The organism is Pseudomonas sp. 3HC3 (assembly GCF_044904505.1).
Lineage (GTDB): Bacteria > Pseudomonadota > Gammaproteobacteria > Pseudomonadales > Pseudomonadaceae > Aquipseudomonas > Aquipseudomonas putida_Y.
Map to the genome: position 1 here is coordinate 1 of NZ_JADDRH010000026.1, position 22,420 is coordinate 22,420.

Consider the following 22,420-nt stretch of genomic DNA (forward strand, 5'->3'; position numbering starts at 1 on the left):
ACCGGCAGAGCCGGTGCCATCCACCGCGTTGGTTTCTTCGCGGGCATGCCCGCCCCCACAATTCTGTGCGTGCCCTGTAGGAGCGGGTTTACCCGCGAACACCGGCAGAGCCGGTGCCATCCACCGCGTTGGTTTCTTCGCGGGCATGCCCGCCCCCACAATTCTGTGCGTGCCCTGTAGGAGCGGGTTTACCCGCGAACACCGGCAGAGCCGGTGCCATCCACCGCATTGGTTTCTTCGCGGGCAAGCCCGCTCCCACAGGTAGAACGCAGGCCGGCCAGCCGCGCCCGGTAGCTTCCTGGGCTCTGCCCGGTCCACTTCTTGAACGCCCGGTGGAACGCACTCGGTTCCTGAAACCCCGCCTGCTCGGCAATTTCGGCGATGCTCAGCGCGCCTTCGCGCAGCCGCTCGAAGGCCATGGCCCGGCGCACTTCATCCTTGATCTGCTGGTACGAACGCCCCTCCCGCTCCAGCTGCCGGCGAAAGGTACTGGCACTGATCCCCTGCTGCTGCGCCAGCGCGGCCAATGTCGGCCACTGCCCATAGCGCAATGCCCGCAGGTGCCGATACACCTCAGCCACCAGCCCGTTCTGATTGCGAAAGCGGATTACCAGGCCCTGCGGCGCACTGCGCAGGAAGGTCTTCAAAGCCGCCCGGTCCTGCACCACCGGCAGGCGCAGGTAAGCGCTGTCGAACTCCACCTCGGTGCGCCCGCTGCCCAGGCGCAGGTCCGGCCCCCACAGCAGCAAGTCGTCCTCCTGAGCCGGGCGCGACACCGCGAGCTCCGTGCGGTCGATGGCAATCCGCCGCCCGGCCAGCCAGCACAGCATGCCGATCATCAGCACCAGGTAAGTTTCCTCGGCATAGACCCGGGTCAAGGGGTCGGCAATGTTCGACTGCACACTGATCAGCGCCCGCCCGCCACGTACCGTCAGGCTGCCATGCAGGTCACGCAGGAACAGGCCGAAGCCACCCATGCACTGGCGCAAGGCCTTTTCCAGGTTCGGCTCGAGGATCAAACCCCGGCAGATCAGGGCGAAACTGCCCAGCGGCATGCCGTGGCTGTCGAGGCCAAAGAACTCATCGTCCAGGCGCTGGATCAACGCCAGCCACAGCTGGGCGAACGCCTTGGCCGGCACCCGCGCCTGAGGTTGATCGAGCAGCTGCGGGGCGATGCCCACCGCAAGCAGCTGGGCATCACGCTCGGCGGGGGTGTCACGCAGGGCGTGGAGCATGGCGTTGAGGAAGTACACGGCGACTGAATCGCTTTCGCGCATGGCGGTTTTCGCTGTCTATGCTGAGTGGCAAAAAGTGCCAGGTTCTTTGAACAGATCCGGCATAGGCTGCAACAGAGCCTTTGCCTAGACTCGACCCCACTTCGGGGCCGCCGACCATTCTCGCAGAGCCTGGCCCGGTCCCGCCACGCCTTCGCAATCGGAGCCCTTATGAGCAGCGCAGAAATCTACGTCGTCAGTGCCGTCCGTTCAGCCATTGGTGGCTTCGGCGGTTCCCTCAAGGACCTGCCACTGGCCGACCTGGCCAGCGCCGTGACCCGCGCCGCCATCGAGCGTTCGGGCCTGGCCGCCGAGCAAGTCGGCCACCTGGTGATGGGCACGGTAATCCCCACCGAACCGCGTGACGCCTATCTGGCACGGGTAGCGGCAATGAACGCCGGCATCCCCAAGGAAACGCCGGCATTCAACGTCAACCGCCTGTGCGGCTCTGGCCTGCAGGCCATTGTCTCTGCGGCCCAGGGCCTGTTGCTGGGCGACACCGACGTGGCCGTCGCGGCCGGCGCCGAATCCATGAGCCGTGGCCCTTACCTGCTGCCACAAGCGCGCTGGGGTGCACGCATGGGTGATCTGCAAGGCATCGACTATACCGTCGGCGTGCTGCAGGACCCGTTCCAGCACTTCCACATGGGTATTACCGCCGAGAACGTTTCGGCCAAGCACGGCATTACCCGCGAAATGCAGGACGAACTGGCCCTGACCAGCCAGCGCCGCGCTGCTCGGGCCATTGCCGAGGGCCGCTTCGCCAGCCAGATCGTTGCGTTGGAGCTGAAAACCCGCAAGGGCAGCGTGCAGTTCAGTGTCGACGAGCATGTGCGTGCTGATGTAACCGCCGAGCAACTGGCCGGCATGAAGCCGGTATTCAAGAAAGACGGTACCGTCACCGCCGGCAACGCCAGCGGTATCAACGATGGCGCTGCCGGCCTGGTGTTGGCCACAGGTGACGCGGTGCGCCGCCTGGGCCTGAAGCCTCTGGCACGCCTGGTGGGCTATGCCCACGCCGGGGTGGAGCCTGAGCTGATGGGCCTGGGGCCGATCCCCGCCACCCGCAAAGTGCTGGAAAAAACCGGGCTGAACCTACAAGACCTGGATGTGATCGAGTCCAACGAGGCCTTCGCCGCCCAGGCCTGTGCCGTTGCCCGCGAGCTGGGCTTCGACCCGGAAAAGGTCAACCCCAACGGCTCGGGCATTTCCCTGGGCCACCCGGTGGGTGCCACCGGTGCGATCATCGCCACCAAGGCCATCCATGAGCTGCAGCGCATCCAGGGCCGCTACGCCCTGGCCACGATGTGTATCGGCGGTGGCCAAGGCATCGCCGTCGTGTTCGAGCGCGTCTGAGGGAGGCTGACACATGAGCATTGAACAGATCGCCGTGATCGGCGCTGGCACCATGGGCAACGGCATTGCCCAAGTGTGCGCAATTGCCGGCTACCAGGTGCTGCTGGTGGATGTTTCCGATGCAGCGCTTGAGCGCGGCGTGGCCACCTTGAGCAAGAACCTTGAGCGCCAGGTCAGCAAAGGCACCCTCGACGCCGACAAAGCCGCAGCCGCCAAAGCCCGCATCCGCACCAGCACCGACTACACCCAGCTCAGCGCTGCCCACCTGGTGATCGAGGCGGCTACCGAGAACCTGCAGCTCAAGCAGCGCATCCTGCAGCAGGTGGCAGCCAACGTCGCCGCCGACTGCCTGATCGCCACCAACACCTCGTCGCTGTCGGTTACCCAATTGGCCGCCTGCATCGAGCACCCCGAGCGCTTCATTGGTGTGCACTTCTTCAACCCGGTACCGATGATGGCGCTGGTGGAGATCATTCGTGGCCTGCAGACCAGCGACAGCACCTACGCCCAGGCCCTGGTGGTGACCGAAAAAGTCGGCAAGACCCCGATCACCGCCGGTAACCGCCCGGGCTTCGTGGTCAACCGCATCCTCGTGCCAATGATCAACGAGGCGATCTTCGTGCGCCAGGAAGGCCTGGCCAGTGCCGAGGACATCGACACCGGCATGCGCCTGGGCTGCAACCAGCCGATTGGCCCGCTGGCCCTGGCCGACCTGATCGGGCTGGACACCCTGCTGGCGATCATGGAGGCCTTCCATGACGGCTTCAACGACAGCAAGTACCGCCCTGCTCCACTGCTCAAGGAAATGGTCGCGGCCGGCTGGCTGGGGCGCAAGAGCGGTCGCGGTTTCTTCACCTACTGAGGACCAAGCATCATGCCCCCGGTCAATGCCGCAATGCGCTGTGCCAACTTTGAGGAGCGACGTGACCGGGCCATGGCATTGTTTGCCGAAAAGGGCTTTGGCCAGGTCAGCATGCGCGAGCTGGCAGCCCATGTGGGGCTGACCGCCGGCTCGCTGTACCATCACTTCCCCAGCAAGCAGGACCTGTTGTACGACTTGATCGAGGAGTTGTACGAAGAGCTGCAAGCCACGCTGGACCAGGCCCGTCGGGCCATGGCCCGAGGGGCATCGGCGTTGAGCTGCCTGATTGCTGCGCACTGGCAGCTACATGCCGAGCGGCCGCTGCAGTTTCGGCTGGCCGAGCGGGATTTGTGTTGTTTGAGTGAGGCGCAACAGGCGCACCTGGCAGCGTTGCGCAAGCGCTATGAGGCAGGTTTGCTGCGTCTGATCGCACCGCAAGCGAAACTGCCGGGGCAAGCGTTGGACGCCACAGCGCATGTACTGGCGACGCTTCTCAACCAACTGCCGGGGTTACTCAAAGCAATGCCTGAAGAGCAGGGGTTGGATCTGATGGAAAACTTGCTGGTCGGCGGGATTGAGCGGACGCTGCGATAGCCTGCCAGGGCCTCTGCGCGGGCTTGCCCCGCGAAGAGGCCGGATGCCTCAGCGCAACAGCGACTGGATCTGCTCGTGCAAGGTATCCAGGTCAAACGGCTTGGCCAGGATAGGTGCCTTGCGAGTGATCGGGCTACCAGACTCGAGAATCTCCGCCGGGTAGCCGCTGATGAAAATCACCTTCAGGTCTGGCCGCAACTTCACCGCGGGCTCGGCAATATCCACGCCCGAGATCCCTCCCGGCAAACGGAAGTCCGTCACCATCAGGTCCAGGTGCGGTTTGCTGGCCAGGATGGCAAACGCCTGCTCGCCATCTTCAGCCACCAGGACGTGGTACCCCTCGCCCGCCAGGTAATCGCGCAAAATCATGCGAATCGCCGGTTCATCCTCGACGACCAGAACCACATCTTGTGCATCTTCACTCATGTTAACGCCTTGAAATACTTACAGTTGGCCATCAGACCCCAGGCTTACACAGAGGTTGCTCGCGCCTGGTCGTTTTGTTCTTTGAATGTTGCCAGCGGCAATTGCAGGGTGAATGTGGCCCCCTTGCCCTCCTCGCTTTCAACCTGTATCCGGCCACCGTGCGCCTGGACGATCTGCTCGGAGATGTACAACCCCAGGCCCAGACCTCCGCTGGCCTGCTGGGCAGCGACCCGCTCGAACTGCTGGAAGATCCGCTGCTGATTGACGGCGCTGATACCGATACCGTGATCCTGCACCTGCACCCAGGCCATGCCGCCCTGCTCGAACACCCGTACCTGCACCGGATTGCGCTCGCCGTAACGCATTGCATTGGACAACAGGTTGGCCACTACTTGTTCAATCCGGAATTCGTCCCACTCCCCCTTCAGCGCTTCGCAACGCTGCAATTCGATGTGTGTTTCCAGGGCCATGGCCTGCGCCGTGAAGTTTTCCACCAGCCCACGCACCAGTTGGCCCAGGTCAAACAGTTTGGGCCGCAGCGACAATTTACCGGTACGGATGCGCGAAACATCAAGCATGTCCTCGACCAACCGGATCAGGCTGTTGATCTGCCGTTCGTCGCGCTCGACCATGGCCTGCAGCTTGTCGACACTGAACGCGTCCAGGTTGCCCCGTGCCAGGTGCATCTTGCGCAACTGGGTTTCCAGGATCAGGCCATTGAGCGGCGTACGCACCTCGTGGGAGACGATCGACATGAAGTCGTCACGCATGCGCACGGCATGCTCCAGCTCACACCGTGCCACCTGCAGCTGGCTGAGCAGCAGCTCCTGTTCCTGGCGGCTCTGCTCCAGGGCTTCCAGTTGCCGGCCAAGCACCTTGCGCTGGCGGAACAGGTCGACGAACACCGAGACCTTGCTTTTCACCGCCAGGGTGTCGAGCGGCTTGTGCAGAAAGTCCACGGCCCCGCTCTCGTAGCCCTTGAAGGCATAATTCATCTCGCGGCCCGCCGCACTGACGAAGACAATCGGGATGTGCTTGGTCTTGTCGGTGCCGCGCATCAGCTCGGCCAGTTCGAAACCGTTCATGCCCGGCATCTGCACATCGAGAATGGCCAGTGCAAACTCGTGCTCGAGCAGCAACGACAACGCAGCCTCGGCAGACTGGGCCTGGTGCACCTCACGGTCCTCGCCCTGGATCAGGGCATCGAGCGCCAGCAGGTTTTCCGGCAAGTCGTCGACAATCAGCAGTTTGGCGATGGTGTGGCTTAGCATGCGCTGTATTCCAAGGTCGCGAGCAACTGCCCGATACCGCTCAGAGTAAGGATATGGTCGGGCTGGTGCAGGGCCAGAGCAGCCTCCGGCATCAGGGCAACCTGTGCGTCACGAGGGTCCTGGACGATCGTGCGCCCCCCATTGTTCTTGATGTAGGCAAGGCCCCTGGCGCCGTCTTCGTTGGCCCCGGTGAGCAGCACACCCAGCAAACCGTCGCCATAGGCATCGGCCGCCGAGAGGAACAGGAAGTCAATCGCGGGGCGCGAGAAATGCACCGGTTCTTCCTGGCTCAGCGACAGCGTCAGGTCGCGCTCCACCGACAAGTGGTAACCCGGCCCCGCCACATAGATCTGCCCGCAGCGGATCCTCTCCTTGTCACGTGCCTCGCACACCGGCCGATGCAGCCGCCGCTGCATCACGCCAGCCAGCTGGCTGTGGCGATCGTCCGGCAGGTGCAGCACGCAGAGCACCGGTATGGCGAACGCCGATGGCAACGTGCCGAGCACCTGGAACAATGCCGCCACGCCACCCGCTGAGGCGCCGATCACCACTGCACGTACGCCGTTCATGATTTACGGAAAATCCGTTGGGGCTTGACCAGCGGTTCGAAACGCTCGCTGTAGGCCGAAAAGTCCACCGACTCCTTGCTACCCAACACCAGGAAACCCCGGTGGCAGAGCGATTCATGAAACAGGCCCAGCGCCCGATCCTGCAGGTCCTTGTTGAAGTAGATCAGCACATTGCGGCACGACACCAGTTGGGTCTCGGAGAACACGCTGTCGGTGGCCAGGCTGTGGTCGGCGAAGGTCACGTTGTCGCGCAGGCTGCTGTCCATGATGGCGTTGCCATAGGCGGCGGTGTAGTACTCGGCAAAGTCACGACGGCCACCGGCCAGGCGGTAGTTTTCCTCGTATTCGCGCATGCTCTGCATCGAGTAGATACCCTGCTTGGCCTTGTCCAGCGAATGCGGGTTGATGTCGGTGGCGTAGATGATGGTGCGTTCAAGCAGCCCTTCCTCACGCAACAGGATGGCCATGGAATACACCTCTTCCCCCGTGCTGCAGCCAGCGATCCAGACCTTGATCGAGGGCCAGGTACGCAGCAGCGGCACCACTTCGTTGCGCACGGCAAGGAAGTGGTCAGGGTCACGGAACATCTCGCTGACAGGGATCGTCAGGTACTGCAGCAACTGCATGAACATGCCCGGGTCGTGCAGCACGCGCTCCTGCAACGCAGACACCGTCAGGCAATCGAACTGACGCAGCGCGTGGAGAATCCGGCGCTTGATCGAAGCGCCGGAATAATTGCGGAAATCGTAGCTGTACTTGAGGTAGATCGCCTCGATCAGCAGCCGGATCTCGATGTCGGTGTTGCGTTCGCTAGTCAAATTCGCTCCAGTTGCGGCAGCCAGACACGGATCAACGAGAACAGGCGGTCCAGATCGATCGGCTTGGCCAGGTAATCATTGGCACCGGCTTGCAGGCAACGCTGCTGGTCATCCTTCATGGCCTTGGCGGTCACGGCGATGATCGGCAGTTTGCGCCAGCGCGGTTGCTGACGGATCAGGCGGGTGGCCTCGAAGCCGTCCATCTCCGGCATCATCACGTCCATCAGCACCAGGTCGATGTCGTCATGCTGCTCCAGGCGCTCGATGGCTTCGCGCCCGTTGCGGCCGATTTCGACAATGGCGCCCTTGTGCTCCAGGGCACTGGTCAGGGCGAAGATATTACGCACATCGTCGTCCACCAGCAGCACCTTGCGGCCCTCGAACACCTTGTCGCGGCTGCGCGCGGTCTTGAGCATGCGCTGACGTTCGTTGGACAACTGCGATTCGACCTTGTGCAGGAACAGCGTCACTTCGTCCAGCAGGCGCTCCGGCGAACGTGCGCCCTTGATGATGATCGAGCGTGAATACTTGAGCAGGTCGGCTTCTTCCTCACGGGTGAGGTTGCGGCCGGTATACACGATCACCGGCGGGAAGGCGCGGATATCCTCAGCTGTCATGCGTTTGAGCAGCTCGTTGCCGAGCATGTCTGGCAGTTTGAGGTCGATAATCATGCAGTCGTAGATGTTCTGGCGCAACAGCGCCAGGGCATCCTGGGCCATGGCCACGGCCGTGATCTCGACATCGTCGTCGCCGATCAGCCGGGCGATGCTCTCGCGCTGCAGGTCGTCGTCTTCCACCAGCAGGATGTGCTTGAGCTTTTGCGTAAGCTTGGCTTCCAGGCGAGCGAACACCTCCTTGAGCTCCTCGCGGCTGGTGGGTTTGACCGCATACCCCACCGCCCCCATGTGCATGGCCGCCTCGACGCGGTCTTCCACCGAAATGATGTGCACCGGGATATGGCGGGTGCCGGCCTGCTCCTTGAGGCGCTGCAGGACGGTCAGGCCCGAGTGGTCGGGCAGGCGCATGTCCAGCAGGATCGCATCCGGAATGTACTGGGCCGCCAGCTCGAAGCCTTCGTCGGCGCCATGGGCCACCAGACAGCTGTAGCCCAGCTCATGGGCCAGGTCGAAGAGGATGCGGGCAAAGTTGGGCTCGTCTTCGATCACCAGAATGCAACGGGTATCGAAAGGTGCGCGCTCGCGATCGTCGGCAAAAGCCGGTGCCGGTCGCATGACGGCGGCGGCCAGCGGCGCCTGCGGTGCAGGCGGCAACGCATCGACAGCCGGGCGCAGGCTTTGCGGCTCGACGTCTTCGGCCTCGGCGGCATAGCGCTCCGGCAGAATCAGGCTGAACACACTGCCCTGCCCAGGGCTGCTGTCGACAATGATCTGGCCACCGAGCAAATGCGCCAGGTCACGGGAGATCGACAGGCCCAGGCCAGTGCCGCCATAGCGGCGATTGCTGGTGCCATCGACCTGGTGGAAGGCGCCGAAGATCGCCTGCTGCTGATCGGCCGCAATGCCGATGCCGGTGTCACGGACCGCGAACACGATACCGCTGCCAGCCTGGAAGCTGACGTTCATGCTGACCTGGCCACGCTCGGTGAACTTGATGGCGTTGGACAGCAGGTTCTTGAGGATCTGCTCCAGGCGCTGACGGTCGGTGAACAGCGTGGTCGGTACCTGCGGCTCGACCTTGACCTCGAAGGCCAGCCCCTTGTGACCGGCAAGTGGCTGGAACATGCCGCGCAAGCCTTCGACCAGGCGCTCGACCTGGGTGGTCTCGGGCCGTACTTCAAGCTTGCCGGCCTCGACCTTGGCGATATCAAGAATGTCGTTGATAAGGTTAAGCAGATCGTTGCCAGCCGAGTAGATGGATTCGGCGAACTTGACCTGCTCTTCGCTGAGGTTGCCCTCACCGTTCTCAGCCAACAACTTGGCCAGGATCAGCGAGCTGTTGAGCGGCGTGCGCAGCTCATGGGACATGTTGGCGAGGAATTCGGACTTGTACTTGCTCGATCGCTGCAGGTCGTCGGCACGGGCCTGCAGCTCCAACTGCGCCTGGCTCAGCTCATCGTTCTTGCGGTCCAGCGCTTCGGTGCGTTCTGACAACTGCTCGTTGGTCTGCTCGAGTTCGGCCTGCTGGGTCTCCAGATGGGCCTGCGACTCCTTGAGCACCCGTGACTGCTCTTCGAGCTCTTCGTTGGCAGTCTTGAGTTCTTCCTGCTGCACCTGCAGCTCTTCGTTGAGTTGCTGGGTTTCGGCCAGCACTTCCTGCAGGCGCTGACGATAACGGGCACTCTCGATCGACATGCCCAGGTTGCCGCCGACCCGTTCCAGCAGCTCTTCATCCCGCTCTTGCAAGGGGCGCAGGAAACCCAGCTCGATCACCCCGTTGATCTGCCCGTCTTCGGTCGCCGGCATCAGCAGCGCACTGCGCGGCAAGCCGCTGCCCAGGCCGGAACTGAGGCGATAGAAGTCTTCGGGCAGGTCGTCCAGGCGCAGCAAGCGGCCTTCGCGGACCGCCTGGGCCAACAGGCCATGGTGGTCCGGCTCGACCTGCTCGCGGGCCTGCTCTTCGGCACCCAGGCCATAACAGGCCACGCGCACCAGCCGGCCATGCTCGTCGCGCACGTACACGGCGCCCACCACGCTGCCCAGATAAGAGGCAAAAAAGCGCAGGATGTTCTCGCCAAGCATGGGCAAGGTCAGCTGCCCGAGCACCTGCTGCGCCAGCTGGGTCTGGCCGGTGCGCAACCACGCCTGGTGCTCCAGGCGCTGCGCCGAGCGTTGCTGGGCCTGCAGGTTTTCATCATAGCTGGCCGAAAGTGCCAGCAGGTCACGACGGCCCAGGTAGGCCAGCAATGCACTGAGGCCGACAATGAACAGCACGAATGACGAGATCGCCATCACGGTGACGGAACTGACTTTCTCGTTGCGGGCCATGCGCAGTTGTTGTTCGGTACTGATCAGGTCGTCGAATTCCTTGCGGATTTCATCAGTGATGCGCTTGCCCCGGCCGTTGCCGATCAAGGTCTGGTAATCGCCCTGGCTGCGACGCAGGTTAATCATCTGGTTGCCGAAGTCGTTCCAGGCCTGCTGCAAGGCGATCAGCCGATCGATGCGGTCGACCTGCTGGGGGTTGTCCTCGACCATGCCGCGCAGGCTCTGCAGGCTGCCGAAAATGCGTGGCTTGGCCACCTCGTAGGGGTCAAGGAAGCGCTCGTCGCCCGTGATCAGGAAGCCGCGCATGCCCGTTTCCATGTCGATCGACAGCTTGACCGTATCGTTGGCATTGCCGATCACCCGGTCGGTGTGCTCGACCCACTGCATGGCCGAAAGCAGGTAGTTGATCACCGCGACGAAGGCCACGGCCCCCAGCAGGCCAACCCCCAAGGGAAGGCCGATGTTGCGGCTCAACAGCTTGCGAAAGCTTCGCTGGTCCATCGAGGCTGCTTGAATCATGAGAAAACGCCCGAGCTAGAAAAGTCCATTGAAAAGAGTGGCCGGTCAGTCGTTATTGTTATCTGCCACTGCGCTGTCCTGATAAGCGAGTCTAACCAGCTTTGACAGGTCTGGCAGGGCATTAAGCCAGTATTTGAAGGTTGCGTTCGGCAATCGTTCCATCTATTTGCATGGAGCGGTATCCTCGGGAACTTCTGATGCCGCGCGGTGCACAGATTAAAGACACTCATTTGTACAGGATTTGAACCATGCACCTTCTGGTAGTCGAAGACGACGACATCGTACGCATGCTGATGGTCGAAGTGCTCGACGAGTTGGGCTACAAGGTCATCGAGGCAGAAGACGCCGCAGCCGCCCTGCGGGTACTCGAGGACCCGGACCAAGCACTGGCACTGATGATGACCGATGTGGGGCTGCCGGACATGCGAGGTGAAGTGCTGGCGGGTAAAGCGCGCGAACTGCGGCCACTATTACCGGTGCTGTTCGCCAGCGGCTACGCCGACAGCTTCAATGTACCGGAGGGCATGCACCTGATCGGCAAACCCTTCAGTATCGACAAGTTGCGGGACACGGTGGTGGGTATTCTGGGTAACCCTTGAGCACGGTGTCGCCTGTTTCGCTTGCAGGAGCGGACTTGCCCGCGAAGAGGCCGGCACAGGCGACCCACCTCACAGCGCTCTGCGCAGCAGATAGGTATCCATGATCCACCCCTTGCGCGCCCGCTCTCGCGCACGCACTTCCAGTATCTGCGCCTTCACCGCCTGTAACGGCCCGGCAATCAGCACTTCATCCTCAGTCCCCAGGTACGCCCCCCAATAGATGGTCAATGCCGGGTCATCGAGCCCGGCAAAGGCGCACTGCCCGTCGAGCATCACCACCACATTGTCGATAGGCCCCTGCCCGGCCAGGCGCCGCCCCGGCAGCACAGTCAGGGGCTCGCCGATGCGGTTGAGCGGTACCTGGTGCCGCGCCGCCAGCGCCTGCACACTGCTGATGCCAGGGATGACCTGCAAGCGCAGCCTCACACCTTGTTCGCGGACCAGGTCGAGTATGCGCAGGGTGCTGTCGTAGAGGGTGGGCTCGCCCCACAGCAGGAAGGCACCTGTTTCACCGTCGCCAATTTCCTCCTCGATCAGGCGCGCATACAGCGCAGCACGCTGCCGGTGCCAGTTCTGCACCGCGCCCAGGTAGTCTTGCGCCTGAGCATCGCGCAACGGGTCGACCACCGGCACCAGGCGATAACCACCTTCGGGGCGATAGCGCTGCAGAATGGCTTTGCGCAGGTGCACCAGTTCATCTTTGTCGTCGCCCTTGTCGAGCACGAAGAACACGCTGGCACTGCGCAGCGCATCGACCGCTTCATAGGTGACTTGGCGCGGGTCACCCGCGCCGATACCGATCAACAACAGGTCTTTCATTGCCCTGCCCTTTGCGGGAACCCGCCACCATTGTCAGGCGGTTACCGGTATTTGGCAAAGCAGCTGCTTAGAAGATCGAGAAGTTGTAGCTGACAATGACCCGCGTCTCATCCATGTCACGCGCCCACCTTTCATAGTTGCTGCGGTAAGTGGAATTACGCAGGCGTACGCTGACATCCTTGAAAGTGCCACTTTGTACCTCGTACTTGAACTCGGTGTCGCGTTCCCACTCCTTGCCTTCGGCACGGCTGCCCGGCACCTTGATATTGTCGCCGTTGATGTAACGGGTGAAGAAGGTCAGGCCGGGCACCCCCAGCGCCTTGAAGTCGAAGTCGTAGCGTACTTGCCAGGAGCGCTCCTGGGCAGCGGCGAAATCATTGACCTGGGCGTAGTTGACCAGGTACGGGTTGCTGCCATCCAGGTACGGCATGGCGCTGTTGCCATACATGCGCTGCCAGCCGGCGCTGATCTTGTGGCCACCGAGGCTGTAGCCAAGCATGCCGCTGAAGGCGCGATGGTCGATTTCGCCCGCACGGGCATTGCCGATGTCATCACTTTTGATCAGCCGTAAGTCAGCCGACAGGCTGCCCACCGCCAGCGGTTGACTGGCCACCAGCCCGAGAAAGTGCTGGCGATAGATGTTCTCCAGTTTGGCCACTTGGTACTGGGCGCTGAAACGCTCGTTGAAGCGATAGTCGACACCGGCCAGGTCGAAGTGGTCGGCTTCGGTATCGCAAGCATAACGCTTGTTCTTGCAATGCACGCGGATGTCCTGGCGGTCGGTGGAATCCCGAGCCGTGTATTTGTCCAGGCGAGCCAGGGTGAACTTCAGGTCGTGCAGTTCTTCGGAGGTGAGCATGACACCCTGGAACAGGGTCGGGAGCAGACGGCCATCGTTGTACTTGAGCAATGGCACATCGGGCATCATTGAGCCGTACTTCAGCACAGTACTGGAGACCTTGACCTTGGCCGCCAGGCCCATCTTCGCATACTGGTCGGCCGAGTGCCGGGGATCGTGACCGGACGAGGGCAGCAACCCACTGTTACTGTCGGCCGGGCTGGAATCCAGTTTGAAGCCGAACATGCCCAGCGCATCCACACCGAAACCTACCGGGCCTTGCGTATAACCCGATTGCACATTGAGGATGAAGCCTTGTGCCCACTCTTCGCGCTTGGATGCGCCCTGGCTGGAACTGCTGTAACCGTCCCGGAAGTCCCGGTTGAAATAGACATTGCGTGCTTCGACCCTGGCACGGCTGTCTTCAAGAAACCCGGCAGCCTGGGCGTTGACACCGGCACACAATAGAAACAGGCCGGTAACACGACGCCCGGGAGCGAGGGGGAAAGGGGAAAACATGCGAGGAAACATCCAGAATGAAGACGAGTTAACAACCTGTGGCACGGGCTGGCCACGGCACTGCGGCAGGTCCGAACATGAGTCGGCCATCATCTGAAATGATCGCGCAAAGGCTCTGGTACGGGCCATTGGACCATGGTCTAGGCGCCCGCTCACGCAACCGAAGAAAAACTGCCAAATATCGCCCGCAAAACTGGGAAAGTTCCCGGCTTACTTACAAAAAGTTAGCAGTTTACCCAGTAGCCATGAATGACTACACTCGATATCAGCGAACAGTGGAACCCACCTGCGTGGCCGGCGTTTTAACTCTTCTTCAATGTTCGTCACGCCCTGCCACGACCGACGTACAGGAGTGATTACAGTGTCCAGACTTGCAGAGTTTCGTGCTGCCGAAAAAGCGCTCCAGGAACAGATGGCGCAACTGGAAGCGTTGAAAAAGGATGCCGGCCTCAAACGCGAAATCGAATTCGAGCAGAAACTAGTCGGCCTGATGAAAAGCTATGACAAGAGCCTGCGCGATATCATCGCCATCCTCGACCCGAAGGCTGTGGCCCGCACTTCCAGCACACCGCCCAAGCAACAACGGCGCCCGCGGGTGATCAAGGTCTATCAGAACCCGCACACTGGCGAGCGAATCGAGACCAAAGGCGGCAACCACCGCGGCCTCAAAGCCTGGAAAGAACAGTATGGGGCCGCCACGGTAGAAAGCTGGGTACGCTGATGAAATGTGCACACAGGCTTCACACTTTTTTCACAAGGACTGGCTCAGTATCGAAACAGCTAAAGGATTAGCGACCCCATCACGCGCCCGCACATGCGGGCCTCTAATTTCAGCGCCCTGCCTTTGCAGGGCGCTTTCATTTGCGCAATCGTCGCACTGCCGTATCATGGCCAGCCTGTCTGTTTTGCCGGTGCCCTGCGCCCGGCCCCGTCTCAGGAGTTCCCATGAGCCTGCACGATCTGCAAACCCTGCCTGGCGTCACCGCGCAACCTGACGCCGCCACCGCCCAGTTCGTCTTCAACCACACCATGCTGCGGGTCAAGGACATCGAGAAGTCGCTGGACTTCTACACCCGCGTGCTGGGCTTTCGCCTGGTGGACAAGCGTGACTTCCCTGAAGCCGCTTTCAGCCTGTACTTCCTGGCCTTGGTCGACCCGGCACAGATCCCCACTGATGACAACGCCCGCCACCAGTGGATGAAGTCGATCCCTGGCGTGCTGGAGCTGACCCACAACCATGGCACCGAAAACGATGCCGAGTTCGCCTATCACAATGGCAACACCGACCCGCGCGGCTTTGGCCATATCTGCATTTCGGTACCCGACGTACGTGCCGCTTGCGCGCGCTTCGAGGAGCTGGAAGTACCGTTCCAGAAACGCCTGCAAGACGGACGCATGAACCACCTGGCCTTCGTCAAGGACCCGGACGGTTACTGGGTCGAAGTGATCCAGCCAACCGAGCTCAAAGGCTGAGCGTTCGTCGCGGCGCGCTCGTCGGGCCGGGAACTCCCGGCCTCTTGCTGTGGTATATGAAGGTAACTGCTTCACATGCCACAGCGAGGTAAGGACGATGCAATCTCTTCACTGTGAATACCGCGAGCACACCATCACCGCCAGCGTGATGCCCCACCCCGACTCACCCCTGCCCTATGCCGCCGGCTGCCTGATCACGGCACCTGACGGGCACACCAGCAAGCGCATGTCGATGCCAATGCAGTTCTTCTCCGACCTTGAGAATGCGCAGCATGTGTCACTGGCCCATGGCCGTGCACTGGTCGACAAGCAGCTCGATGGCGGGAACAAGGTGTTCTGACCCTGGTTTCGCCAGCCCCCTTCGCAGCTAAAGCCGTGAAGGGGGCTGGGGCAACTAGATAGCGCGCGCGTACGCCACAGCCGCATCCACCTGCTCCTGCGTCGGCCTTACCCCGGTGTACAACACGAACTGTTCCAGCGCCTGCAACGCTATGACCTCCAGCCCAGTGATCACCGGCTTGCCCAACGCCTGAGCCCGGCGAATCAGCGGCGTCTGCGCCGGCATCGCCACCACATCGAACACCCGCTCCGCCGCCGCGATGGCGTGCTCGGGAAACGCCAGCTCATCTGCCTCCTGCCCGCCTGCCATACCGATCGGCGTCACGTTTACCAGCATCGGCGGGCAGATATCGCCAGGCTCAGGCATCCAGCGATAACCACAGACATCCGCCAACTGACGCCCGGCCTGCTCGTTGCGTGCAACGATAATGCCTTCGGCAAAGCCGGCATCGCGCAAGGCGCTGGCCACGGCCTTGGCCATGCCCCCACTGCCTCGCAGGGCAAACGCAGTGCCCGGATCGACCTGGTGCTGCACCAGCAATTGGCGCACGGCCAGGTAATCGGTGTTGTAAGCCTTCAGGTGGCCATTGCAGTTGACAAGGGTATTGACCGACTCGATGGCCGCCGCCGAGGGATCGATTTCATCGACCAAAGCCATGCAGGCTTCCTTGTAGGGCATCGACACCCCACAGCCGCGAATACCCAAAGCGCGGATCCCTGCCACCGCCGCCGGCAGGTCATCGGTGCGCATGGCCTTGTAATAGAAATCCAGGCCCAGCTGCTGGTACAGGTGGTTGTGAAAGCGCACGCCGAAGGTCCCCGGGCGACCGGCCAGAGAGATGCAAAGCACGGTGTCCCGGCTTGGAGTTGTCGGCATAACAGGCTCCTTAGTCATGACTGAAACGTTTATTCAGCGTAACAGAGTCAGCCACTGGTCGTCCCTTACACAACCTTTACCGTTTCCCTGTGCTCGGTTGACAGAGAACGGAGTCAAAGTAACAAGGCCCGAACGTGGTAACGGTTGATAGGAGCAATGATCACTATCGAGGAAGTTGATTTCAAACTGCCCCGGCTGCTGCGTATGGTGGAGCCATGTTTCACAGGAGGTCCCCATGGCCACTATCCAGATCATGTCCGTTGTCGGTAGCGCCGTTCCCACCTCACTGCGTGAGCAGGGCCTGCTGGCGTGCTGGTACCTGGTTCGCAACGGCGAAGCCGTCAGCGGCCCGATGCCGACGCTCGCCTCAGCCCGGGCACTGGCCGAACAGTTGCAACCAGGCACCTTGGCTGCCTGACCCGAATTTGTTGTGCGTTGCTCCCTACGCCCTTGTAGCCCGCCAAACTGGCGGGCTTTTTTTTGTTCACGAATTGCCAGGGTTGCCACCTCGTGTTTGACCGCTACTGCCCAACTGATTGGTCAGCACCATGACCTTGCCTTGCAGCCGGCCCACGGTCATCACCAGCTCGTTTCGTTCCTTGGTCAGCAGATCAGCTTTTGCCTGCGCCTCCCTTCGGGCGTCCCGTTCGATATCCAGGAGTTCTGTCAGACGGCGAATGACTGCAATCTCAGCATTGTCCATCGCACGGTCGACTGCATCGCGGGACAACCACTTGCGCAGCCAAAGAAACGCACCTAGCAGTACAGTCCCCGTACCGCCCAACCAAGTGACGGTGCCCGGGCCGAGGTCGGTCGGATCCATGAGAGCCTCATTACAGATGATGGTGTGATCAGCCCTGGAGAAAAATGTCTCGATAGCTTTCCTTGTTCGCGCGCTTAATTTAGCCTACAGCTAACATTACTACAAGGGCAGATTTAGCCGTGCGCACATTTAGCAGCAAGCTAAACACTGGCATGCTTCACCCCATGGACATTTACCAAATCCGCAAGCACAACCTGGTGAAACTGATCGGCAGCCAGAGAAAGGGCACCTGCGCAGAGCGCTGGGGGATGGCGCCTGCACACCTGAGCCAGATTCTTTCCGACAAGACCGTGAAAAACCTGGGCGATGACGTGGCCCGCCGCATCGAGGGCATCGAAGGCTTGCCACGGGGCTGGTTCGACGCACTGTCGCCAGGCGAACACGTGCAAGCGGCAGTCGAGTCAGGTGATAACAGGCTCTCCGCAGCCGACCTGGTCAAGCAGATGCTTGCCCGTAGCGGCAAAGGCATTTCTGAAGAAACCCGGCAAAGGCTGCTGGCAGCTGCGCAAGAGCCTGCAGATGCCACGCTGCTGAAAGCCGAGCTGCTTCGCCCCGGCCTGGTCGGTGACGAAGTGTGGATTGCCCACTATGACGTGCGGGCCGCCATGGGCGGCGGCCAGATCCCCCACGACTACCCCGAGATGTTCAAGGACGTTCGCGTCAGCCCCAGCCACCTGCGCGAGCTGGGCGTAGAGTTCAGCGAGCACCATCACCTGAAGATGGTGACCGGCTGGGGTCAGTCGATGGAGCCGACCATCAGGCACCGCGACCCGCTGATCGTCGACGTCAGCATCCGCGAATTCGTCGGCGATGGCATCTACTTCTTTTCCTGGGGCGACCACATCTACATCAAGCGGCTACAGATCGCGGACGAGGACCACTTCGAGATGATCTCCGACAACTCGCGGCACAAAGACCGCATGATTCGTCGGGAAGAGACCTACATACAGGCCAGGGTCCTCCTGGTGTGGAATGCCCACCTGGTATAAACCGAAGCCCGCTCTGACCGGCGGGCTTTTGCTGAAGTTCAGAAAGGAGCCGCCTCCTCGACCTGCACCTCGCAGTCGCGCTCGACGACAAAATCATCACGCTCTTCCACGCTGCCGCGCGCCCATCGCACCGTCACGCTAGCGTCATCATTGAACGTCAGCTGCAACTCGGGCGTCTCCCGCAGCTGGCCCATTACCTCCTCCCATTCCGCTTCACCGTCGTTATCCAGGCGGTGCACCACTACCCAACGCTGCGTCTGCGCGAGCGGGTGGTTGATCATTGACGATACCCGCAGGCTAAGCCGCTCTATTCCAGTCATTTCCTGGCGCTGTTGAGGTTCCGACTGCATGTGCCTAGACATATTCTTATCCTGATAGCTGTATATTTGTACAGTACTCAGCGAAAGCTTATCCCACCGCCAAATACAGCGTAAAGCCCCACCGCGAAAAAATTTCGCCAGTAGGTAACATCCCACAAAGCGAAATTAATTTAGCCAAAAGCTATTGATTTGATTTTAGCCGTGAGCTAATTTTGTGTTCGACCGCCATTTGCACGGCTGCTCTACCACTCAAACCCTTTCGCCAGGAGTTCCCCATGGCTGTAGATATCAGCAACCTCACCATTGCCACGCCGGTAGCCGTCTCCTCAACCAATCCCGTTGCTCTGGAGCTAAACGGTGCTGAAGCGATTGCCCGCTTTCCCAGCATCGTGACGGTGCTCAGCGATGGCTCGATCCAGTTCTCAGCCCCCACCAAAGGTGCTTCGAGCAAAAGCACCCACAGGACACGCTGCGAATGGACAGAAACGCAAGACTGGACGCTGGCCAGCGCCCAGGATCACTGGAATCGCCAGACCATGACGCTGACCAAGGTCAACTCGGCGCAGAAGGTGGTCATTGCCCAGATGCACGTACGCGGGGATGACGGCCCGCCGGTAAAGGTGTTCTGGAACAAGGGCAACATCACCTTCGGGTTTCGGCGCACCTTCAACCAGACCGACCCGGTGAACTCCACAGTTTTGAAGGGGGTGCCACTGGGAGCGACGTTCCACATCAGCATTCACACCACGTCTGAAGGCGTGGTAACCGTGACGGCCGAATGCAACGGGGTAACCGCCTCGTCGGGCAATTTGCAGCTCGACAGCACCTGGGCTTCACACCTGTTCGAGTTCCACGGCGGGGTCTACAACCAGGTCGATTACACCGACGCAACACCCGCCGAGGACGGCTCGATCTGCATCATCAGCGAGCTCTTGCTCATCCACCGCTGAACGTCGATGCCCAGCCCTGCTAGCACAAGCCCTCATGGCGTCGCATGAATGCAAAAAGCCCAGCGCGGGGCTGGGCTTCTATCAGCTGGGCTGAACAGTACTTCCGCCAGCCTTTACACACTGTACTGGCAGTTACTCCAGTGGGCGCTTGTGATAACTATAACGCTCGGCATTGGATGCCCGCGATGGGTCCGGCGGGCCTGGTCTCTGCCTGCCTCGAAAGGGCCGATTATGTGCGGAATCGTCGCGATCCTCGGGCTGCTCCCTTTTACCTTCCGAGTCTTGACTGCCTGGCGGACCATTGTTTTCAGCCGGCCTGATAGCCTGCTGATCACAATCCATTCCATCCCTATCTATGGTCATACGCACCTCTCAATGCTCAGAAGCTCTGAGCTACATCAAGTGTGCGCTTACCCTGTCCAGAAAGGTTTTATATCAGATCACCGGACACGGGCGAGAACATCAATACCGGGACCTTTCGCTACACTGCATCCCACTCAAAAACATAGCCATTGGTGCAAAAATTGGTACGCGCCGGCTGTGCGTCCATCCAGTACATCCCGGCAATGCAGCAGTAGCGTGGGGGTCTATCCTCAGACCGCACCGCAAGCGGCCTGAGCATCTGGCCTGTCTAATAGGGTTCAGCCAGTTTCAGCGACTTTGGCCCAATAAGACCGAGACGCATTCGGGCGGTTTTAGACAGCTTTACTCCCCCATCCAGACGTTCAGCCAACCAAGATCCATCCTGGGTCGTCAGCTACAGCCACCTCCCACAGTCCGCTGTCGACCCAAAGCGGTCGGCCACGGTCTATCTTTTAAGACTTGAGTCAGATTGATCGAGGCCTTGATGCATGAATTCTCTCTGGATCGCAGTGGCCATTTTTGGGTGCTTGGTTGCCGCCTCGCTTCTCATGATGCAGTGGTACCCAAAGCTGGCATCCCACCACAGAGACGAAGACACAAATACAGTGATTCGCCTGGTAGCTAACATTTTTGTGGTTATGACATCGCTGGTCTTTGGATTGATGATCAATTCTGCCAAAAATACCTTCGAGTCCATTGACGCTAACTTTCATGGGTATGCAACCAGCATGATCATATTTGATCGGACACTGCGGGGCTATGGCGAATCGGCACAAGACACCCGCAACCGACTGGTCACCTATCTTGAGCACGCTATCGAGACGCCATACCGGGGGGACGAGGCGCTGCAACATCGTAACAGCGAGGCAGCTAAATACTTGGATGACATAGGGAAATCTTTGGCTGCCATAAAGCCGCCGGACCGCTACCATGAAACTATGCTTCAGGATATTCGTCAGCAATATCATTCGCTTATCGAGCAACGCTGGAGGATCGTCGAGCAGTCAGAGGGGGCAATTCCCGGCCCACTCATTGGGATGCTGGTTGCGTGGTTGACGCTCATTTTCGCCAGTTTTGGATACCGAGCGCCACGTAATTCAATGGTGACAGGAATGTTCGTCGTTTCTTCAATGCTTATCGCGGCCTCCGTGTATCTGGTATTGGATATGGACGTACCATTTCACGGTCCTATCCAGATATCCGACGAGCCTCTGCGCAGGGCGCTCGCCGTAATGCAGCTTTAAGGAAGCAGGGCGCGCCTGTGTTCTGGATGATGTCCTCGTGGCGGACCACATCAAAGTTCGATATTGGCCGATAGCTACCCCTGGAGAATTTCTGCAATGGGTCATAGCGGCGGCTTTCAACGCGCTGTGCAGTGCATTTCCGGCTCCTGATAGCCCCACACCACGATGGCCTCGCCATGGTGCTCCCATAAACTCTCATTTTGTCCCTGGTAGCGCGCGCCGCTTGCGGTCTGTTCTAGGTACATCAGCGAGCTGCGGTCACCGAACTCGACGATGGCCGTGGGCGGCTCGGTGCGGAAGAAGCGGGCAACCACTTCCTTGGCCGGGTTGCCGTCACACTGGTAGAACACCTGGCCGGTGGTCTCGACCAGCCGGTAGCGCGCCTGCAGTTCGGCGATGCGCAGGCGGTAGCTGTCGGCGATGCAGGCGGGCTGGTCCGCGCTTTTCCAGCAATCGTTGCGGCCTTTGATCCAGCCCCGTTGCTCGGTCTTGAGCACCGGCGGATGTTCATTGCCGGCCTTCTGCTGCGCGGCTGTGTAGACCTCGGCCATTTTCCGGTCCAGTGCCGAGAGCGGCTCGCTCTGGCAGATCTGTTGTTCGATGCTGCCGGCCTCGACCTGAGTGCAGTTGAAGGCAGGTACCGCAGCTTGGGTGTGCGACAGAGGCAGGGTGAGCAGCAGGGGAAGCCAGTGCTTCATGGGAACCACCATTAGCGATTCAGAATACTGGGCTCAGTCTAGCTCTGCGCTGAATGGCGTGGCCGGTGGCCTAGCTTTTCGGCGGCTAATGACTGCTGTTGGCCGTTAGCCGTCCTTTTTTAAAGGCAGATGTAAGTCGAATGCAGCCACTCATTGCTTGAGCGCAAACAAGTCCTCTTCCAACTCACCGGGTTGCCGCAAGTCCATCAGCAGCACCTCTGCCTTGCTGTACCGAAAACCGAGCCTGAAGATACGGTCGACCACCTCTGAGGCAAATCGGGTCATCAGCAGCGTGTCGCAGGGTGGGTATGCGCACAGGCGAGATTATGTCGCTGCGCTGGGATGAGGTCGACGTCGAGAAAAAGACGGCTCACATCTGCCGGATCGTGGTTGAAAAGCAGGCAGTCGAGCGGACCAAGACGAAATACACCCGCACCGTAATGTTGAACAGCCGGGCTCTTGGCGCACTGGCAAGGGCCAGAGAGATCGCGCAATACCGCTCGAAGCAGAAGCGCCGCGTCTCGACGGAGTCGCCATTCATCTTCCAGCCTTCTGGCTCGTCACCACGAATCCAGCGTTCATTGCTGGGCAGCTTGGGCGCTCGGTGCAGGTGCTTCTCTCGACCTACGCCAAGTGGTTGAATTCTGCCAACGATTGGACGGAACTGGCGAAGCTGGAAAAGAACGTAATGGGTACAGGATTAAATATCGTTCACCTTGCGCCCTTTAGTCATAAGGCATTCGACAGCAATTCAGCCATACTCCAGAGATGTTTTTCGCGTCTTGGTGAGTTTTCGAAAGTGAGGAAAGCCCGTATTTACGGGCCTTCCAGCCCTCCCCGGCACGCTGCATCCCACCCCAAAACACAGCCATTGGTACAAAAATTGGTACGAGCCGGCTGTACACCTATCCAGCGGTTTCCGCCCCGTCTCCCGG

At 60.6% G+C, this 22,420-nt stretch carries 24 protein-coding genes and 1 pseudogene; 12 read left to right on the forward strand and 13 right to left on the reverse strand.

The annotated features are described in order from the left end of the window. Window positions 1-188: 188 nt before the first annotated feature. On the reverse strand, window positions 189-1,277 hold the full coding sequence (locus INQ47_RS23580; protein WP_404702723.1) for an AraC family transcriptional regulator ligand-binding domain-containing protein: 1,089 nt from the start codon (window positions 1,275-1,277) through the stop codon (window positions 189-191). 168 nt (window positions 1,278-1,445) lie between these two features. Here INQ47_RS23580 and INQ47_RS23585 point away from each other — a divergent pair, with 168 nt between their 5' ends. From INQ47_RS23585 to INQ47_RS23595, 3 genes are read left to right on the forward strand one after another with little or no spacing between them, the layout of a single operon-like run. Beyond that, window positions 1,446-2,630 carry an acetyl-CoA C-acyltransferase family protein gene (locus INQ47_RS23585; protein ID WP_003256172.1) on the forward strand — a complete coding sequence of 395 codons (1,185 nt, stop codon included), beginning with the start codon at window positions 1,446-1,448 and terminating at the stop codon, window positions 2,628-2,630. Between the two features lie 13 nt (window positions 2,631-2,643). Further along, window positions 2,644-3,492 carry a 3-hydroxybutyryl-CoA dehydrogenase gene (locus INQ47_RS23590; protein WP_404702724.1) on the forward strand — a complete coding sequence of 283 codons (849 nt, stop codon included), beginning with the start codon at window positions 2,644-2,646 and terminating at the stop codon, window positions 3,490-3,492. 12 nt (window positions 3,493-3,504) lie between these two features. After that, window positions 3,505-4,086 carry a TetR/AcrR family transcriptional regulator gene (locus INQ47_RS23595; RefSeq protein WP_404702725.1) on the forward strand — a complete coding sequence of 194 codons (582 nt, stop codon included), beginning with the start codon at window positions 3,505-3,507 and terminating at the stop codon, window positions 4,084-4,086. A gap of 48 nt (window positions 4,087-4,134) precedes the next feature. Here the strand turns inward: INQ47_RS23595 and INQ47_RS23600 are convergent, their stop codons facing one another. From INQ47_RS23600 to INQ47_RS23620, 5 genes are read right to left on the reverse strand one after another with little or no spacing between them, the layout of a single operon-like run. Further along, a complete protein-coding gene (locus tag INQ47_RS23600; RefSeq protein WP_003256176.1) occupies window positions 4,135-4,512 on the reverse strand; it encodes a response regulator in 378 nt (125 codons plus the stop codon). A gap of 44 nt (window positions 4,513-4,556) precedes the next feature. Next, the gene (locus tag INQ47_RS23605) at window positions 4,557-5,783 is read right to left on the reverse strand and encodes an ATP-binding protein (protein ID WP_404702726.1); all 1,227 of its coding nucleotides are present in this window, start codon (window positions 5,781-5,783) and stop codon (window positions 4,557-4,559) included. Beyond that, the gene (locus tag INQ47_RS23610) at window positions 5,777-6,352 is read right to left on the reverse strand and encodes a chemotaxis protein CheB (protein ID WP_404702727.1); all 576 of its coding nucleotides are present in this window, start codon (window positions 6,350-6,352) and stop codon (window positions 5,777-5,779) included. Before INQ47_RS23610 ends, INQ47_RS23605 begins: the two co-directional genes overlap by 7 nt. Then, complete coding sequence (locus INQ47_RS23615; protein ID WP_021782092.1) at window positions 6,349-7,170, reverse strand: protein-glutamate O-methyltransferase CheR; 822 nt, start codon at window positions 7,168-7,170, stop codon at window positions 6,349-6,351. The genes INQ47_RS23610 and INQ47_RS23615 overlap by 4 nt, the downstream gene beginning before the upstream one ends. Further along, window positions 7,167-10,634 carry a response regulator gene (locus INQ47_RS23620; protein WP_404702728.1) on the reverse strand — a complete coding sequence of 1,156 codons (3,468 nt, stop codon included), beginning with the start codon at window positions 10,632-10,634 and terminating at the stop codon, window positions 7,167-7,169. Before INQ47_RS23620 ends, INQ47_RS23615 begins: the two co-directional genes overlap by 4 nt. Before the next feature lie 248 nt (window positions 10,635-10,882). Here INQ47_RS23620 and INQ47_RS23625 point away from each other — a divergent pair, with 248 nt between their 5' ends. After that, window positions 10,883-11,233 carry a response regulator gene (locus tag INQ47_RS23625; RefSeq protein WP_176682415.1) on the forward strand — a complete coding sequence of 117 codons (351 nt, stop codon included), beginning with the start codon at window positions 10,883-10,885 and terminating at the stop codon, window positions 11,231-11,233. Between the two features lie 69 nt (window positions 11,234-11,302). On the opposite strand, the gene cobF is transcribed toward INQ47_RS23625, so the two are convergent. Together cobF and INQ47_RS23635 are read right to left on the reverse strand one after the other, a co-directional pair. Further along, window positions 11,303-12,052 carry a precorrin-6A synthase (deacetylating) gene (cobF, locus tag INQ47_RS23630; protein ID WP_404702729.1) on the reverse strand — a complete coding sequence of 250 codons (750 nt, stop codon included), beginning with the start codon at window positions 12,050-12,052 and terminating at the stop codon, window positions 11,303-11,305. 67 nt (window positions 12,053-12,119) lie between these two features. Then, complete coding sequence (locus INQ47_RS23635; RefSeq protein WP_404702730.1) at window positions 12,120-13,409, reverse strand: OprD family porin; 1,290 nt, start codon at window positions 13,407-13,409, stop codon at window positions 12,120-12,122. Between the two features lie 361 nt (window positions 13,410-13,770). On the opposite strand from INQ47_RS23635, the gene INQ47_RS23640 reads away from it, so the two are divergent. From INQ47_RS23640 to INQ47_RS23650, 3 genes are all read left to right on the forward strand, one after another. Continuing rightward, complete coding sequence (locus INQ47_RS23640; RefSeq protein WP_404702731.1) at window positions 13,771-14,130, forward strand: histone-like nucleoid-structuring protein, MvaT/MvaU family; 360 nt, start codon at window positions 13,771-13,773, stop codon at window positions 14,128-14,130. A gap of 224 nt (window positions 14,131-14,354) precedes the next feature. Further along, window positions 14,355-14,882 carry a lactoylglutathione lyase gene (gloA, locus tag INQ47_RS23645; protein ID WP_404702732.1) on the forward strand — a complete coding sequence of 176 codons (528 nt, stop codon included), beginning with the start codon at window positions 14,355-14,357 and terminating at the stop codon, window positions 14,880-14,882. 97 nt (window positions 14,883-14,979) lie between these two features. Continuing rightward, window positions 14,980-15,222: a hypothetical protein gene (locus tag INQ47_RS23650; protein WP_021782100.1), complete on the forward strand. Its 243-nt coding sequence runs from the start codon at window positions 14,980-14,982 to the stop codon at window positions 15,220-15,222. 54 nt (window positions 15,223-15,276) lie between these two features. On the opposite strand, the gene INQ47_RS23655 is transcribed toward INQ47_RS23650, so the two are convergent. After that, window positions 15,277-16,098 (reverse strand): shikimate 5-dehydrogenase, encoded by an 822-nt coding sequence (locus INQ47_RS23655; protein WP_404702733.1) that lies wholly within the window; start codon window positions 16,096-16,098, stop codon window positions 15,277-15,279. Window positions 16,099-16,333: 235 nt separating this feature from the next. On the opposite strand from INQ47_RS23655, the gene INQ47_RS23660 reads away from it, so the two are divergent. Continuing rightward, on the forward strand, window positions 16,334-16,516 hold the full coding sequence (locus INQ47_RS23660) for a hypothetical protein (protein ID WP_176682410.1): 183 nt from the start codon (window positions 16,334-16,336) through the stop codon (window positions 16,514-16,516). A 66-nt stretch (window positions 16,517-16,582) separates the two neighbouring features. On the opposite strand, the gene INQ47_RS23665 is transcribed toward INQ47_RS23660, so the two are convergent. Then, window positions 16,583-16,921: a chemotaxis protein gene (locus INQ47_RS23665; RefSeq protein WP_404702734.1), complete on the reverse strand. Its 339-nt coding sequence runs from the start codon at window positions 16,919-16,921 to the stop codon at window positions 16,583-16,585. Between the two features lie 164 nt (window positions 16,922-17,085). On the opposite strand from INQ47_RS23665, the gene INQ47_RS23670 reads away from it, so the two are divergent. After that, window positions 17,086-17,910, forward strand: a complete 825-nt coding sequence (locus INQ47_RS23670) for a helix-turn-helix transcriptional regulator (protein WP_404702735.1) — start codon at window positions 17,086-17,088, stop codon at window positions 17,908-17,910. 38 nt (window positions 17,911-17,948) lie between these two features. Here INQ47_RS23670 and INQ47_RS23675 read toward each other — a convergent pair whose 3' ends face one another. Beyond that, window positions 17,949-18,272 carry a DUF1654 domain-containing protein gene (locus INQ47_RS23675; RefSeq protein ID WP_404702736.1) on the reverse strand — a complete coding sequence of 108 codons (324 nt, stop codon included), beginning with the start codon at window positions 18,270-18,272 and terminating at the stop codon, window positions 17,949-17,951. A gap of 233 nt (window positions 18,273-18,505) precedes the next feature. Here INQ47_RS23675 and INQ47_RS23680 point away from each other — a divergent pair, with 233 nt between their 5' ends. Both INQ47_RS23680 and INQ47_RS23685 read left to right on the forward strand, forming a co-directional pair. Beyond that, window positions 18,506-19,180 carry a polysaccharide lyase family 7 protein gene (locus tag INQ47_RS23680; protein ID WP_404702737.1) on the forward strand — a complete coding sequence of 225 codons (675 nt, stop codon included), beginning with the start codon at window positions 18,506-18,508 and terminating at the stop codon, window positions 19,178-19,180. Between the two features lie 851 nt (window positions 19,181-20,031). Further along, entirely contained in the window at window positions 20,032-20,787 is a 756-nt protein-coding gene (locus INQ47_RS23685; protein ID WP_021782109.1) for a DUF4239 domain-containing protein, read from the forward strand. 116 nt (window positions 20,788-20,903) lie between these two features. On the opposite strand, the gene INQ47_RS23690 is transcribed toward INQ47_RS23685, so the two are convergent. Next, a complete protein-coding gene (locus INQ47_RS23690) occupies window positions 20,904-21,485 on the reverse strand; it encodes an MliC family protein (protein ID WP_252458239.1) in 582 nt (193 codons plus the stop codon). A 153-nt stretch (window positions 21,486-21,638) separates the two neighbouring features. Continuing rightward, window positions 21,639-21,794 (reverse strand): annotated as a pseudogene (locus tag INQ47_RS23695) (DNA polymerase V subunit UmuC); the annotation flags it as partial. 17 nt (window positions 21,795-21,811) lie between these two features. On the opposite strand from INQ47_RS23695, the gene INQ47_RS23700 reads away from it, so the two are divergent. Further along, entirely contained in the window at window positions 21,812-22,126 is a 315-nt protein-coding gene (locus INQ47_RS23700) for a hypothetical protein (RefSeq protein ID WP_231114308.1), read from the forward strand. The last annotated feature ends 294 nt before the right edge of the window (window positions 22,127-22,420 follow it).

Coding starts and splice junctions, on each gene's coding strand:
- gloA (WP_404702732.1), top strand. CDS start 14,355: ATGAGCCTGCACGATCTGCAAACCCTGCCTGGCGTCACCGCGCAACCT.
- INQ47_RS23620 (WP_404702728.1), bottom strand. CDS start 10,634: ATGATTCAAGCAGCCTCGATGGACCAGCGAAGCTTTCGCAAGCTGTTG.
- cobF (WP_404702729.1), bottom strand. CDS start 12,052: ATGAAAGACCTGTTGTTGATCGGTATCGGCGCGGGTGACCCGCGCCAA.
- INQ47_RS23600 (WP_003256176.1), bottom strand. CDS start 4,512: ATGAGTGAAGATGCACAAGATGTGGTTCTGGTCGTCGAGGATGAACCG.
- INQ47_RS23655 (WP_404702733.1), bottom strand. CDS start 16,098: ATGCCGACAACTCCAAGCCGGGACACCGTGCTTTGCATCTCTCTGGCC.
- INQ47_RS23670 (WP_404702735.1), top strand. CDS start 17,086: ATGGACATTTACCAAATCCGCAAGCACAACCTGGTGAAACTGATCGGC.
- INQ47_RS23700 (WP_231114308.1), top strand. CDS start 21,812: ATGTCGCTGCGCTGGGATGAGGTCGACGTCGAGAAAAAGACGGCTCAC.
- INQ47_RS23635 (WP_404702730.1), bottom strand. CDS start 13,409: ATGTTTTCCCCTTTCCCCCTCGCTCCCGGGCGTCGTGTTACCGGCCTG.
- INQ47_RS23685 (WP_021782109.1), top strand. CDS start 20,032: ATGAATTCTCTCTGGATCGCAGTGGCCATTTTTGGGTGCTTGGTTGCC.
- INQ47_RS23665 (WP_404702734.1), bottom strand. CDS start 16,921: ATGGATCCGACCGACCTCGGCCCGGGCACCGTCACTTGGTTGGGCGGT.
- INQ47_RS23660 (WP_176682410.1), top strand. CDS start 16,334: ATGGCCACTATCCAGATCATGTCCGTTGTCGGTAGCGCCGTTCCCACC.
- INQ47_RS23590 (WP_404702724.1), top strand. CDS start 2,644: ATGAGCATTGAACAGATCGCCGTGATCGGCGCTGGCACCATGGGCAAC.
- INQ47_RS23680 (WP_404702737.1), top strand. CDS start 18,506: ATGGCTGTAGATATCAGCAACCTCACCATTGCCACGCCGGTAGCCGTC.
- INQ47_RS23585 (WP_003256172.1), top strand. CDS start 1,446: ATGAGCAGCGCAGAAATCTACGTCGTCAGTGCCGTCCGTTCAGCCATT.
- INQ47_RS23650 (WP_021782100.1), top strand. CDS start 14,980: ATGCAATCTCTTCACTGTGAATACCGCGAGCACACCATCACCGCCAGC.
- INQ47_RS23610 (WP_404702727.1), bottom strand. CDS start 6,352: ATGAACGGCGTACGTGCAGTGGTGATCGGCGCCTCAGCGGGTGGCGTG.
- INQ47_RS23580 (WP_404702723.1), bottom strand. CDS start 1,277: ATGCGCGAAAGCGATTCAGTCGCCGTGTACTTCCTCAACGCCATGCTC.
- INQ47_RS23675 (WP_404702736.1), bottom strand. CDS start 18,272: ATGTCTAGGCACATGCAGTCGGAACCTCAACAGCGCCAGGAAATGACT.
- INQ47_RS23605 (WP_404702726.1), bottom strand. CDS start 5,783: ATGCTAAGCCACACCATCGCCAAACTGCTGATTGTCGACGACTTGCCG.
- INQ47_RS23625 (WP_176682415.1), top strand. CDS start 10,883: ATGCACCTTCTGGTAGTCGAAGACGACGACATCGTACGCATGCTGATG.
- INQ47_RS23690 (WP_252458239.1), bottom strand. CDS start 21,485: ATGAAGCACTGGCTTCCCCTGCTGCTCACCCTGCCTCTGTCGCACACC.
- INQ47_RS23595 (WP_404702725.1), top strand. CDS start 3,505: ATGCCCCCGGTCAATGCCGCAATGCGCTGTGCCAACTTTGAGGAGCGA.